The organism is Kribbella sp. NPDC043289 (assembly GCF_056436705.1).
The window spans coordinates 2333717-2347270 of sequence record NZ_JBWKCB010000001.1 but is presented as its reverse complement, the minus strand read 5'-3'; the positions used below and the strand labels follow the sequence as shown (position 1 = coordinate 2347270).

At 69.6% G+C, this 13554-nt stretch carries 11 protein-coding genes; 7 read left to right on the top strand and 4 right to left on the bottom strand.

What is annotated here, in order from left to right; all coding sequences use genetic code 11:
- Positions 1 to 23: 23 nt before the first annotated feature.
- A complete protein-coding gene (dacB, locus tag AC0662_RS11150; RefSeq protein ID WP_478300006.1) occupies positions 24 to 1589 on the bottom strand; it encodes a D-alanyl-D-alanine carboxypeptidase/D-alanyl-D-alanine endopeptidase in 1566 nt (521 codons plus the stop codon).
- A 147-nt stretch (positions 1590 to 1736) separates the two neighbouring features.
- Here dacB and AC0662_RS11145 point away from each other — a divergent pair, with 147 nt between their 5' ends.
- The 4 genes from AC0662_RS11145 (at position 1737) to AC0662_RS11130 (ending at position 6569) form a co-directional block, all read left to right on the top strand.
- The gene (locus AC0662_RS11145; protein WP_478300004.1) at positions 1737 to 3047 is read left to right on the top strand and encodes a family 43 glycosylhydrolase; all 1311 of its coding nucleotides are present in this window, start codon (positions 1737 to 1739) and stop codon (positions 3045 to 3047) included.
- Between the two features lie 67 nt (positions 3048 to 3114).
- Positions 3115 to 5220 (top strand): alkaline phosphatase family protein, encoded by a 2106-nt coding sequence (locus tag AC0662_RS11140; protein WP_452194092.1) that lies wholly within the window; start codon positions 3115 to 3117, stop codon positions 5218 to 5220.
- A 3-nt stretch (positions 5221 to 5223) separates the two neighbouring features.
- Entirely contained in the window at positions 5224 to 5988 is a 765-nt protein-coding gene (locus AC0662_RS11135) for an MBL fold metallo-hydrolase (protein WP_452194090.1), read from the top strand.
- Entirely contained in the window at positions 5985 to 6569 is a 585-nt protein-coding gene (locus tag AC0662_RS11130) for a DedA family protein (RefSeq protein ID WP_452194088.1), read from the top strand. Before AC0662_RS11135 ends, AC0662_RS11130 begins: the two co-directional genes overlap by 4 nt.
- Here the strand turns inward: AC0662_RS11130 and AC0662_RS11125 are convergent.
- On the bottom strand, positions 6555 to 7196 hold the full coding sequence (locus AC0662_RS11125) for a TIGR03085 family metal-binding protein (protein ID WP_478300001.1): 642 nt from the start codon (positions 7194 to 7196) through the stop codon (positions 6555 to 6557). The two genes, AC0662_RS11130 and AC0662_RS11125, sit on opposite strands and share 15 nt — an antisense overlap.
- A 95-nt stretch (positions 7197 to 7291) precedes the next feature.
- Here AC0662_RS11125 and AC0662_RS11120 point away from each other — a divergent pair, with 95 nt between their 5' ends.
- Together AC0662_RS11120 and AC0662_RS11115 are read left to right on the top strand one after the other, a co-directional pair.
- The gene (locus AC0662_RS11120; RefSeq protein ID WP_452194085.1) at positions 7292 to 9139 is read left to right on the top strand and encodes an ABC transporter ATP-binding protein; all 1848 of its coding nucleotides are present in this window, start codon (positions 7292 to 7294) and stop codon (positions 9137 to 9139) included.
- Complete coding sequence (locus tag AC0662_RS11115) at positions 9136 to 10932, top strand: ABC transporter ATP-binding protein (RefSeq protein ID WP_452194083.1); 1797 nt, start codon at positions 9136 to 9138, stop codon at positions 10930 to 10932. Before AC0662_RS11120 ends, AC0662_RS11115 begins: the two co-directional genes overlap by 4 nt.
- A 132-nt stretch (positions 10933 to 11064) precedes the next feature.
- Here the strand turns inward: AC0662_RS11115 and AC0662_RS11110 are convergent, their stop codons facing one another.
- On the bottom strand, positions 11065 to 11385 hold the full coding sequence (locus tag AC0662_RS11110; RefSeq protein ID WP_387773337.1) for a Fe-S cluster assembly protein HesB: 321 nt from the start codon (positions 11383 to 11385) through the stop codon (positions 11065 to 11067).
- Positions 11386 to 11509: 124 nt separating this feature from the next.
- Complete coding sequence (locus AC0662_RS11105) at positions 11510 to 12517, bottom strand: hypothetical protein (protein WP_478299998.1); 1008 nt, start codon at positions 12515 to 12517, stop codon at positions 11510 to 11512.
- Positions 12518 to 12680: 163 nt separating this feature from the next.
- Between AC0662_RS11105 and AC0662_RS11100 the strand changes: the two genes are divergently transcribed.
- Positions 12681 to 13547, top strand: a complete 867-nt coding sequence (locus AC0662_RS11100; RefSeq protein ID WP_452194081.1) for a GNAT family N-acetyltransferase — start codon at positions 12681 to 12683, stop codon at positions 13545 to 13547.
- Positions 13548 to 13554 lie beyond the last annotated feature (7 nt).

The window sequence follows — 13554 nt, the reverse complement described above, 5'->3', positions numbered from 1 at the left end:
GACCGCCGTACCTGTCCAAGCGATTAGCAGGCCTTGTCCCACTCCGACTCACACGCGGTCTGGGCGGTCTTGAAAGTAGACGCTGCGGCTGGCGGTGCCTGGTCGGACCAGGAGGCGAGGGTGACGCCGACCGCGTCCTCGATCGAGCGCGGGCTGCTCAGGTAGTTGTTGCTGATCATCGAGAACACCAGCTTCCGGCCGTCCTTGTTCGTCACGTAGCCGGACAGCGAGGTGACGCCGGTGAGCGAGCCGGTCTTGCCGTGCAGGTTGTTGGCGGCCGGCGTGTTCGCCATCCGGCTGCGCAGGGTGCCGCCGACGAACCGTTCCGGGTTACCGGCGATCGGCAGCGCGTCGTACCACTGCTTCCACCACGTCTCCTTCTGCGCACCGATCAGTACGTCGGTGATCGAGTCCGCGGTGACGTTGACCTTGCGCGAGAGACCGGAGCCGTCGGAGAGCCGGATCCGGCTGGTGTCGACACCGAGGGACTTCGCGTAGTTCGTCACCACGTCGAGCCCGGCCGACCAGCTGCCGTCGGCCTCGGCGACCGCGCCCATCGCCTTGACGAGCGTCTCGGCGTGCATGTTGTTCGACAGCTTCAGGAACGGCGTCAGGAGTTCGCCGACGGTCATCGACTCGTCCCGGGCCATCCGCGTCGCGCCGCTCGGGGTGCCCGCGTTCTTGATCTGGCCGGTGACCGCGATGCCCTGGGCAGCCAGCGCCCGGCGGAACACGTCGGCGGCGTACAGCTCGGGCTCCCAGACGGTCGACCACTCCTGGTCGACCGACGCGCCGAGCGGGATCGAGCCGCTGACCCGGACGACATTCGTGCCGTGGTCGCGCTCGACGTTCAGCGTGTTGGACGAGCCGGTCGCACCGGTGGTTGCGGTGTTGACGAGCTTGACCGTGTCGTTCGCCGGCACCAGGTTCAGCTTCGCGGGGGCGCCGGCGGCGGCACCGGGGCGGGTCTCGACGATCGCCGTACCGGAGTCGTAGTCGGTGTTCGGCGCGAGCGTGAGGGCCGAGATCTGGGCGCTGTAGTAGAACGGTTCGTCGTCCCAGGACCAGGTGTCGCCGAGGCGGACGTGGTCGAAGTACGTGTCGTCGGCGATCAGGTTGCCGTCGACCCGGCGTACTCCGGCGGCCTTGAGTTGCTTGGCCAGGCCAACGTAATCCGATTCGAGCGCGGTCGGGTCGCCGTACCCCTTCAGGTAGAGATCACCGCGCAGCATCCCACCGCGGACGGGTGCGGTGGCGAGCACATCGGTGTGGAAGCGGTACGCCGGACCGAGGACGTGCATCGCCGCGGTCGAGGTGAACAGCTTGGTGTTCGACGCGGGCAGCAATCGCTCGGCACCGTTCCGGTCGTACAGCGTCTCGCCGGTGGTCGCGTCGCGAACCACGAGCGCGACCTGCGAACCGTCGTACCGGCTGTCGTTCAACAGGCCGTCGAGCCGTTGTTGCAGCGCCGTCGCTTGTACTGCGGTCGGCGCGGCGGCGGACTGCCCGACGAAGCCTCCGGCGACGGCCGCGACCGCGGCGACCGCGGCGACCATTCCGCGCCCCGACACTCTTGGTAAACCACTCACGAGCCACTCCCTCGATCCAGGCGGAAACCAACTAGCGGGAGTCTCCACCGCGCGTTCGCCAGGGTCCAGTGATTGAGCTATCGCGTTTCAGGTGAATCGATGGAAAAGTTCGTCGTACAGGTATCCGCCCCCACCTGAGGAGTCGCCATGCCCCGATTGCGAACCAGATTTCTGGCTGCCCTTGTCGCAGCCCTGAGCTTGACCACGTTCCTCTCGGTTCCGGTGCACGCCGCGACCACCGCGGCCGTGTTCCCGAGCGAGATCATCGGCGAGGACTTCCCCGATCCGGACGTCTTCCAGCAGAACGGCACCTGGTACGCGTACTCGACCAACAACGGCCGCGGCACCGTCCCGGTCGCGACTGCCCCGAGTGCGAACGGCCCGTGGACGATCCGCGGCGACGCGATGCCCGGCGGCCCGTCCAGCGCCTGGGCCCAGCCCGGCCGCACGTGGGCGCCGGACGTCTACCCGAACCCCGACGGCACCTACACCCTCACCTACACCGCGTGGCACAAGGCGTCCGGCCGGCAATGCATCGGCGTCGCCACCGCCACCTCACCGCTCGGCCCGTTCCAGCCGGTCGGTACGGCGCCGTTGATCTGCCCGCTCGACCAGGGCGGCGCGATCGACCCGAACACGTTCGTCGCGAACGACGGCACCCGCTACCTGGTCTGGAAGAACGACGGCAACGCGATCAGCAAGCCGTCGACGCTCTGGCTGACCCGGACCGCGGACAACGGCCGAACCCTCGTAGGCGGCAACACGGCGATGCTCACCTCGAGCGGCGTGATCGAAGCCCCGGATCTGGTCCAGCGGGGGAGCCAGTACGTGCTGTTCTTCTCCGGCGGCGGCTACAACGACTGCAACTACCTGACGTCGTACGCGACCTCGAAGAGCCTCAGTGGGCCCTGGACGACGGCGTACCGGCCGTTGATGACGACCGCGACGTTCGACAACCACCTGTGCGGTCCTGGCGGCGCGGACTTCGTCGGCGACAAGGTGTTCGTGCACGGCTGGGTGAACGGGGCCCGGCACCTGTACGTCGCCGACGTCGGGTGGGCGAACGACTACCCGGTGGTACGCGGCAGCCGCGTCCGGTACGAGGGGGAACGCGGCACGCTGAACCACTGCTCGGTGCGCGCGAACGCCGCCGGCGCGTCGGACGGGAAGGTGGTCGCCTACATCGACTACGCCGACTCGTGGGTGGAGAACACGGTGTTCGCGCCGGTCGCGGGCGGCTACACGCTGCACGTCGGGTACGCCAACGGTTCGGCGTCCACCGCGAGTCACGGCCTCGTTGTCAACGGCAACAACGCCGGATCGGTCAGTTACCCGGTCACCGGCTGGGACAACTGGCACGAGAGTTCCGTACAGGTCACGCTGAACGCGGGCTGGAACACGATCCGGCTGACCAAGGGTGACCTGTACACGGAGGTCGACTACCTCGAACTGCAGTAAAGCCGTCTGCGGGACCCCGTACTCTCGTACTGCACAGCAGGACGGAACGGGGAGCACGAAGCAGGCGATGGCAAAACCACCAGAACAGGTGTCCGGAGACCGGCGACGGCGTCCGGTGTGGCTGGATCTGCGCCGCACCGGACGCGGTCTGCAGGCGATGCTGTACGGCGGCCTCGCCTCGCTGATCTCACTCGTCGTCACGTTCTGGCTGCTGCCGCAGATCAGCAGTGACGGCCGGCTACCGATCTTCCGGCTGGTCGTCCTGCTCGCGGTGTTCTCGGTGCTGATGCGCTGGGTGCTGGCCGGGATCGCGGTGCTGATCGGCTCGATCGGCGTCCTGGTCGGCGGCCTGCTGTCACAGTTCGCGGTCGTGTACCTCGGCATCACCGTCGACCCGGGCGTGGACCTGCACGGCGGCGTCGAGGCGCCGCTACTGGTCGCGATCGTGATGTCCTCGGTGAGCGCCTTCGTCGGCTGGGTCGCGTACGCCGGCAGTGACGACGCGTACGTCGCGGAGGTGATGCGGGTCGTGCACCGTCGCGCCCGGCGGATCGAGCCCGCACCTAAGACCGGCATGCTGATCATCCAGATCGACGGCCTGTCCGCGCCGCTGCTGAACTGGATGGTCCTGGCCGGCAACCTCCCGAACCTCGGCGGCTGGATCCGGGACGGCAACCACTCGATGCTCTCCTGGCACACCGGCGTCCCGGCGACGACACCGGCGAGCCAGGCCGGGATCCTGCACGGCGGTTCGCGGCACATCCCGGCCTTCCGGTGGTACGAGAAGGAGACCGGCCGGGTGATGGTCACCAACCGCGGCCGGGACGCGGCGGAGATCGAGGACCGGATGTCCACCGGTCGCGGTCTGCTCGCCGACGGCGGCGTCAGCATCAGCAACAACTGGTCAGGTGATGCGGACCGCTGCGAGCTGGTGTTCAGCCGGGCCGCCCTGCCGAACAGCCGCAGCCGCGGGTACGTCCGGTTCTTCTCCAGCCCGCAGGGTGCCGCCCGCGGCTTGATCCTGTGCGTCGCGGAGATGATCAAGGAACTGCACCAGGCCCGCCGGCAGCGGGTCCGGCACCTCGTGCCGCGGGTGAAACGCGGCGGCGCGTACATCTTCCTGCGCGCGATCACCAACGTCCTGCTCCGCGACCTGAACGTCTCGCTGATCACCGACGAGCTGGTGAAGGGCACGCCGGTGATCTACTGCGACTTCGTCGACTACGACGAGGTCGCGCACCACGCCGGACCGACCCGGCCGGAGTCACTGCAGACCCTCGAAGGGCTCGACCGGGTGCTCGGCGCGCTGCAGCGGATCATCGACATCCTGCCGCACTCGTACGAGATCGTCGTGCTGTCCGATCACGGGCAGAGCCAGGGCTCGACCTTCCTGCAGCGGTACGGGCGGACCCTCGCCGAGGTCGTCGACGATCTGGTCGACACCACCAAGGAGCCGGTCCAGGCGGTCGGCAAGTCCGAGGGTTGGGGGCCGGTGAACGCGTTCCTCACCGAGCTGAGCATGCGCCGCAGCGTCGCCGGATCGGTCACCCGGAAGGCGCTGCACGTGAAGACCGGCGAGGTCGAGCTCGGCCCGGCGGACTGCGAGCCGCCGGTCGCCGCGGACGAGCAGATGGTCGTCACCGCGTCCGGCAACCTGGCCCTGATCTACCTCGCGACCACCCCCGGCCGGGTGCCGCTGGAGGAGATCGAGCTGCTGCATCCGAAGCTGATCCCAGGCCTCGCGACCCATCCGGGGATCGGGTTCGTCGTCGTCGACTCGCTCGCCGAGGGACCGGTCGCGATCGGCCGGGCCGGGGTGCACGTGCTGCGGACCGGCCATGTCGAAGGCGAGGACCCGCTGCCGCCGTACGGCGAACTCGCGGCGGCGTCGCTGCTCCGGCAGGCCGAGATGCCGCACAACGGCGACCTCGTGGTGGTCAGCCGGCTCGACGACTACACCCAGGAGGTGGCCGCGTTCGAGGAACTGGTCGGCTGCCACGGCGGGATCGGCGGCTGGCAGACCGACGCGGTCCTGGTGCACCCGTGCCGCTGGGTCCTGAACGAGCCTCCCGTAGGCTCCGATGCGGTCCACGAGGTCCTGGTCGGCTGGCTCGAGAAGCTCGGCCACCGTAAGGACCTGAAGGATCCCGTCGAGTCGAAGGTGGAGGCCTGAAGCGTGCGGATCACCTGGTGGGGGCACGCCACCACCACGATTGAGGCGAACGGCACGCGACTGCTGACGGACCCGGTGCTGACGGCGCGGATCGCGCACCTGCGCCGCCGCCGCGGTCCGGCGCCGCTGCCGGAGGCGGGGGACTGTGACGCCGTCCTGGTCTCCCACATGCACGCCGACCACCTGCACCTCACCTCGCTGCCGTTCATCTCGCCGGACGCCGCGCTGGTGGTCCCGCGCGGCGCGGCCAAGTTGATCCATGCCGACAGCGGAGCGGCGTACTCGGACCGCTGCATCGAAGTTGCTCCCGGCAACCGAGTGCAGATCGGCGGGCTCGAGGTCACCGCGGTCACCGCGCACCACGACGGCCGCCGTCTGCCCTGGTCGTCGTACGAGGGTCCCGCGATCGGGTACCGGATCGACGGGTCGCCGAGCGTCTGGTTCGCAGGCGACACCGACCTGTACGACGGTCTCGCGGCCGAGGCCGGCCCGGTCGACCTGGCCCTGGTGCCGGTGGGTGGGTGGGGGCCGTCGCTCGGTCCTGGCCACCTGGATCCGGTCCGGGCCACCGAGGCGGTGCGGCGGGTCGGGGCGTCGACGGCGATCCCGGTACATTTCGGGACGTTCTGGCCGATCGGGTGCGACTGGATCAAACCCGAGTTGTTCCTGCCACCGGGGGACAGGTTCCGGTCCGCGATGGCCGAGGTGGATCCCGCGGTGAAAGTGGAGGTTCTGGTGCCCGGTGATTCGCTCGAGGTATCGGCATGACCGGTGATACCAAGTTCGATCTCTGGTACCTGTTCGCGCTGGCCGGGGCGGTGCTGGTCGGAGCGGTGCTCCCGGTGCTGCCGACCGGCGCCGCGGTGTCGGCAGGCGCCGTACTGGCGTCGCACAGCAATCCGATCGGGCTGGTCGGGGTGCTGATCGCCGGCGCCGCGGGAGCATACCTGGGCGACCTGATCGTGTACGCCGGGTGCCGCTTCGGCGGTGAGCGACTGGCCAAGCGGGTCGGCTGGTTGCGCGACAACGCCTCGCTGTACTCGCTGCGGCAACGCTTGGCCGACCACGAGATCGGCGTACTGCTGACGTCGCGGCTGATCCCGGGCGGCCGGGTTCCCGTGCTGCTGGCGGCCGGGCTCGCGGGATACAAGTGGGAGCGGTTCGCGGTGGTCGACCTGATCGCGTCGTCGCTGTGGGCGGCGGTCTACATGGCGATCGGGCTGCTCGGCTACGCGCTGTTCGACGAGCCCTGGCAGGGCGTGCTGGCGGCGATCGTGCTGGTCATCCTGACCACTGTGGTCAGCGGCTTGGTGCAGCGCGCCCGGCGCGGGCGTTCACACTCCAAATGAGGCGTTGCGGAGCTGCTCCACGGCCTCCGCGTCACCATCCAGCTGGACGTCGGCCACCTGCTGCCGCCCGAAGCAGAACAGCACGAGCTCGGCCGGCTCACCGGTCACCGTCACCGAGCCGAGTTCGTTCGGCCGCTTCGCGACGGACGACGTACCGTCGGGCCGGCTGAGCACCAGGCCGGTCGGCGACTTGCGGGTCATCGTCTTCGCCGCCAGCCGGACCGCCTTCCACAGGCCGTCCTGCTGTTCGGCGGGCAGCTCCCGGACGTCGTACTCCGGTTGCGCGCGGCGGACGTCCTCGTGGTGCACGAAGTACTCGGTGGTGTTCAGCTGGTGGCCGAGTTTGGGGAGGGCGTAGATCGAGACCGGGGGCGGTCCGTTGCGCACCTTCTCGACCACCTCGGCGAACCCGAAGCGCTCCTTGACGCGCTTCATCCGCCGCTCGGTGGTGTCGGCGAGCGCGGGGATCATGATCCCGGGGCCGGCCATCGGATCGGCTTCCCGCACATACAGATGGACCGCGAGGTCGTAGGCGTCCCAGCCCTCGCACAGAGTGGGGGCGGCTGGTCCGACTTGATCGAACAGTTCACACAGAGCGAGGCGTTCTACCCGGCTGTAGTCGGTCACATACCCGATCGTAGTTGTCGGTTGGTTGAGGCAGAATGTCATTCGTTGTCATGTCTGTGGTTCGTGAATGCACCTGACTGTCCCTGGAGCGTGTCTTGCCTGTCCCGAGAGTCCCCGACAAGGGCAGCGTCACCCGGCGGGGGTTCGGGGTGCTGCGGGTCGCGATCTGGGAGGAGCCGGGCATCTTCGCGCTGTCCGTGCTCGCCAGCATGCTGTACGGCGGGATGACCGTGGCCGGCGGCTGGGCCCTCGGCTGGTCCACCGACCACATCATCCGGCCCGCGTTCGAGAGCGGTCACACCAGCACCGGCGCGATCGCGACGCTGATCTCGCTGTTCATCGGGATCGCGATCCTGAACGCGATCGGCGTCGTCGGCCGGCGGCTCGGGGCCGGCGTGATGCAGTTCCGGCTGCAGGCGACGTACCGCCGACGCGTCACCCGGCAGTACCTGAAGCTCCCGCTGGAGTGGCACCACCAGCACTCGACGGGCATGTTGCTGTCGAACGCGAACGCCGACGTGGAGTCCACCTGGTTCGTGATCGCGCCGCTGCCGATGGCGATCGGGGTGATCGCGATGCTGATCTTCGCGACCATCGCGATGTTCGCCGCCGACGTCTGGCTGGCGCTGGTCGGCTGCCTGGTGTTCCCGCTGGTCTTCGTCGCGAACGTGATCTTCCAGCGGTACCTGCAGCCGCTCGCGACCCGCGCGCAGCAGCTCCGCGCCGACGTCTCCGAGGTCGCGCACGAGTCGTTCGACGGTGCGCTGGTGGTGAAGACGCTGGGCCGGGAGGCCGCCGAGACCGAGCGCTTCCGCGGCCCGACGTACGCGCTCCGGGACGCGAACATCGCGGTGAACAAGGCCCGCGGCATGTTCGACCCGGTGATCGACGGGTTGCCCCGGCTCGGGGTGCTCGCGGTGCTGCTGGTCGGCGTCGGGCGGGTGCGGTCCGGCGGCGCGGACGCGGGTGACGTCGTCCAGGTGGCGTTCCTGTTCACGCTGATCGGGTTCCCGATCCGTGCGCTCGGCTGGGTGCTCGGCGAGCTGCCGCGCTCGGTCGTCGGCTGGGACCGGGTGCAGCGGGTGCTGACCGCCGAGGGCGGCATGGAGTACGGCGAGGCGAAGCTGACGTCGGCGAAGGCGGCCCGGCTGCAGGTGGCCGGCGTCCGGTTCGGGTACCTGCCCGAGCGCGACGTACTCGCTGGTGTCGACTTCACCGTCGAGCCCGGCCGAACGGTCGCGGTCGTCGGCCCGACCGGCGCCGGGAAATCGACGCTGACCACGATGCTGACCCGCCTGGTCGACCCGGAGTCCGGCGTCGTCAAGGTGGACGGGGTCGATCTGCGCGAGCTGGCGCGCGACGAGCTGGCCGGTTCCGTCGCGCTGGTCGCGCAGACCGCGTTCCTGTTCGACGACACGATCCGCGGCAACATCACGCTCGGCGGCGACTACAGCGACGACGACGTCTGGGACGCGCTGCGGATCGCCCAGGGCGACGGCTTCGTGAAGTCGCTGTCCGACGGCCTCGACACCAAGGTCGGCGAGCGCGGTACGACGCTGTCCGGCGGGCAACGGCAGCGGATTGCGCTGGCCCGGGCCCTGGTCCGGCGGCCGCGGCTGCTGATCCTCGACGACGCGACCAGCGCGGTGGACCCGCAGGTCGAGGCGCGGATCCTGGCCGGCCTGCGGTCCGCGGTGCAGGAGGACGCCGGCGCGGCGACCACGGTTCTGGTGATCGCGTACCGGAAGGCGACGATCTCGCTGGCCGACGAGGTGCTGTTCCTCGACCACGGCCGGATCCAGGCGCACGGCACGCACACCGAGCTGCAGGAAAGCACTCCTGCCTACCGCGATCTCGTCGACGCGTACGAGAAGGACGCCGAGCGCCGCCAGGAAGAGGCCGAGTCGGCCGACGATCTCGATTCCGAAGGAGCATCAGCGTGAGTGCCGCCGAAGCGAGCCGCCTCGACCACGGTGACAACGCGGGCGGCCTGCAGACCCTCAAGGACGGGCTGAAGGTCTCACCCGAGCTGGCCCGCGGGTGGGTACTGACCGGCATCCTGGCGCTGACCATGACGGCCGGGCGGATCGTCGTACCGATCGCGGTGCAGCAGACGATCGACAAGGGGCTGTCGGGTCCGAACGGCCCGGACATGTCGTACGTCGCGTGGATGTGCCTGGTCTGCGCGCTGGGCGTGATCCTGACCGCGGGAGCGTCGTACCTGACGACCGTGCGGCTGGCGGTCAACTCCGAGCACGGGCTCGCGACGATGCGGATCAAGGCGTTCCGGCACGTGCACGACCTGCCGGTGCTGACGCAGAGCACCGAGCGGCGTGGCGCGCTGGTCAGCCGGGTCACGTCGGACGTCGACACCGTGTCGCAGTTCCTGCAGTTCGGCGGGTTCATCTTCCTGGTCAGCCTCGGCCAGATGCTGCTCGCGACGATCGTGATGTTCTTCTATTCCTGGCAGCTCGCGCTCGTGGTGCTGGTCTGCTTCGTCCCGCTGTTCGGGAGTCTCAAGTACCTGCAGCGCGCGATGTCGGCGGCGTACGGGATCGTCCGGGCGAAGGTCGGCGAGATGCTCTCGGCGATCGCGGAGCCGGTCGTCGGCGCGCAGGTGGTCCGTTCGTACGCGATCGAGCAGCGCACGCAGGGCCGGATCGACTCGTCGATCGAGGACTACCGGCGGACGGCGACGAAGGCGCAGGCGATCACCGGTCTGACGTTCTCCATCGGAGGTCTCGCGGCGGGCCTCGCGAACGCTGGGGTGCTGACGGTCGGCGTACTGCTCGGTGTGGACAAGCAGGCGACGCTGGGTGAGTTGCTGGCGTTCATGTTCCTGGTCGCGCTTTTCTCGGACCCGGTGCAGATCGCGACGCAGGTGCTGACCGACGCACAGAGCGCGTTCGCCGGCTGGCGGCGGGTGCTCGGCGTGATCGCCACGCCGGCCGACGTCGTGGACCCGGGGACCGAGGGCGTGAAGCAGCCGCGTGGGCCGATCACGGTCGAGTTCGCCGACGTGGACTTCGCCTATCCGGAAGGCGAGCTGGTACTGCGGGATGTCGACGTACGGATCGCGCCGCACCGGCGGGTCGCGGTGGTCGGCGAGACAGGCTCGGGGAAGACGACGTTCGCGAAGTTGCTGACCCGGTTGATGGATCCGACGTCCGGGGCGGTGAAGCTGGACGGGGTGGACGCCAAGGACATCTCGTTCGAGTCGCTGCGGGAGCGGGTCGTGATGGTGCCGCAGGACGGGTACCTGTTCGACGCGTCGCTCGCGGACAACGTGCGGTTCGGCCGGCCGGACGTCACCGACGCGGAACTCGTGACGGCGTTCGGCTCACTCGGCCTGACCGACTGGCTGGAGTCACTGCCGGACGGACTGGAGTCGCCGGTCGGTCAGCGCGGCGAGTCGCTGTCGGCGGGGGAGCGGCAGCTGGTCGCGCTGGTGCGCGCCAACATCGCGGACCCGGATCTCCTGGTGCTCGACGAGGCGACCTCAGCGGTCGACCCCGGGACCGAAGTACGGGTGAACGCGGCGCTCGAGCGACTCATGGCCGGGCGTACGTCGGTGACGATCGCGCACCGTTTGTCGACGGCTGAAGCGGCGGACGAGGTGCTGGTGTTCGACGAGGGCGAGATCGTGGAGCGCGGGCCGCACGCCGAGCTGGTCGGCGCGGGCGGGGTGTACACGCGGCTGCACGACAGCTGGATCGCCCAACGCAGCTCGATCTGACTCAGCCACAGGCTGTGCGGACAGAAGAACGGGTAGTGCCCGCCCGACCGCGGCGCAGGCCGCGCTGGGCGCGGCCTGCCGGCGGACGGGATTAGGGATCACTACCCGTTCTTCGGTACACACCTACGTGTGTCAGGGGGTCGGGGCGGCACCGTTCTCCCGGCCGGCCCCGGGCTGCGGGACCAGCAGGAACTCGACACCGCCCTTGTCGTCGACCGCCGCGTCCAGGATCTTGTCGTCGAGGGCGTTCGCGGCGTTCTGCTCCAGGAAGACCCGGGCACCCGCCTCCTCGACGACCTGGTCACCCGGCTGCGGAGCCTCGGTCGTGGTCACCGCCAGTGCCGGATCCGCCGGGTTCTCCTGCGAGATCCGCACACCGGCTCCCTCCGGCGCGCCCTCGACCCCAGTGATGCTCTTGATCACCAGCGTCGCGTTCTCAGTCAGGGTCAGCACAGCCACTCCATCCGTCGGTTGTCACTTGAGCCCGTCCCGTGCCCTCCCCGAAAAATCACAAACCCCTCTACGAGCCCCCACCAACCAATTTTCTACAGCGGTTCTGGTTGGTGGGGACCCAAGGTCACGCGACGTCGGCGACGGTGTGCGGAGCGACGCGCCACGTGGGTGGCTTCGTTGTGCGTGACGCGCCGCGGGCGAACGCGGCGCGGAGCCGGGCGATCAGGTCGGAGTGAGGGTCGACCACGTCCTCCCAGCCGAAGTGCACGAGCTCGACGCCGCGGTCTCCGAGGCGCTGGTCGCGGCGGTGACTGCGACGGATCCGGCGCCGTCGCTCGGCCGGCGAGTCCGCGTCGTACTTCGCCAGTCCGTCGGCCTCGCCGACCGTGCGGAAGGACGGCCACCAGAAGTCGACGCGTTCGGGCATCCAGGTGAAGCCGTCGAAGAACTGGACCTGAAGCACCGGCGCGGGCAGGCCGGCCGCCGCGAACACGGCCCGCGAGATCGACTCCAGGACCGACTCGGACAGCGGATCGCCGAAGCCGATCGTGGAGCGGGCTCGCTGGATGCCGGGCCAGTGCTCCTGGCGCGCGCAGACCTCGAGCAATTCGGTCATCGTCGTACCGCTGCGCAGCGCGTGGTCGACACTGACGATCGCCTCGCGCAAGGGCAGCTCGCGGGCGAGGTCGACAACGGTTCTCGCGATACTCGTGACCGGGAGTTGGCCCTGGCGTGACACGTCCACGGGCGGCAGTCCGGCCCGCCGTACGACGATGTTCGGGCGGCGCTGGTTGCGTGGGGCGGTCGGTGCACGCGTCAGCCAGGTGGCGTCGACCGGGGGAGCGGCCTTTCGGAGGCGATCGGTCCACAGCCGGAGCCCCGCCAGCCGGGCCGCGCTGAAGTGACTCACGACCGAGCCGGGGTACGCCGCCCGCGCACAAGCGATCACCGCGACCAGCTCGTCGACCTGCGCGTCGATGTAGTGACCGTGACGGTGGAGCAGGTGCTGTCGGCGTACGAGGCGGCGGAGGTCTGCGTCGCTGAGGCCGAGTTCGCGCAGAACGTTTCGTGGCACCGCGTGCTGAGTCACGACGCGCAGTCGCTCCCGCGTGACCTCGTCGAGCCGATCCATCGCCCCATCCTCGCGCGCCACACCCCCGCACCGCTCCACCCCTGTGGACAACGCACTTTGAGTCCCCACCAACCAAATTTCGGCGCGGATTTTGGTTGGTGGGGGCCCAAAGACGGGCTAAACCGGTGTGCGGAGTGGTGGGGGGATGGTGTGGGATCGGGGTATGGCGATTGAGATGGGTACTGCGGGGGTCGGGGAGCTCGGGGATGTTGTGGAGGTGTTGCGGGACTGGACGCGGGAAGGGGTGCCGCTGCAGTTGCATCCGGGGGATCTCGGGTGGTTCTGGCGGTTCGGGATCGAGAAGACGGCGGCCGCGACGCGGATCTGGCGGCGGGACGGGGAGATCGTCGCGATCGGGATGCTCGACGAGCCGGACTGGGTGCGGATGTCGATCGCGCCGGACGCGCAGCGCGACGAGGAGCTCGCGCAGCGGATCGTCGCCGACGTGTCCGACCCGGCGGCCGGTGTCCTGCTCGACGGCAAGGTGTTCGTCGAGACGCCGATGGGAGCGCTCGTCCAGGACCTGCTGTTCAAGGACGGCTGGAACGCGGACCAGCCGTGGATCCCGGTCTGCCGCGACCTCGCCGACCCGGTCCCGGACCCGGGAGTCCGGATCGACGTGATCGGGGCCGAGGAGGCGCACGAGCGGGTCGGCGTACAGCTGGCGTCGTTCGACGGGTCGACCTTCACCAACGAGCGCTGGTTCGCGATGGCGGGCGGTCTGCCGTACGACGACGCACAGTGCCTGGTCCTGCGGAACGACATCGGCGAGTCGGTCGCCGCGGCGACGGTCTGGTCGGCCGGCGCGGGCAAGCCCGGGTACATCGAGCCGATGGGCGTGCACCGGCTGCACCGCGGGCGTGGCTACGGTACGGCGATCGTGCTTGCCTGCGCGCGGGCGATGCGGGAGCTCGGCGCGTCCAGCATCTACACCGTCACGCCGGCGTTCAACGTCGGCGCGGTCGCGACGTACCAGGCCGCCGGCCTCGAGCCGCAGGACGAGATCCGCTCCCAGTACCGCGACGCCTGACCAGGAC

Excerpts from the sequence above, each read along its gene's own strand:
- AC0662_RS11105 (WP_478299998.1), bottom strand. The coding sequence starts at position 12,517 with ATGGATCGGCTCGACGAGGTCACGCGGGAGCGACTGCGCGTCGTGACT.
- AC0662_RS11100 (WP_452194081.1), top strand. The coding sequence starts at position 12,681 with ATGGCGATTGAGATGGGTACTGCGGGGGTCGGGGAGCTCGGGGATGTT.
- AC0662_RS11130 (WP_452194088.1), top strand. The coding sequence starts at position 5,985 with ATGACCGGTGATACCAAGTTCGATCTCTGGTACCTGTTCGCGCTGGCC.
- AC0662_RS11140 (WP_452194092.1), top strand. The coding sequence starts at position 3,115 with ATGGCAAAACCACCAGAACAGGTGTCCGGAGACCGGCGACGGCGTCCG.
- AC0662_RS11145 (WP_478300004.1), top strand. The coding sequence starts at position 1,737 with ATGCCCCGATTGCGAACCAGATTTCTGGCTGCCCTTGTCGCAGCCCTG.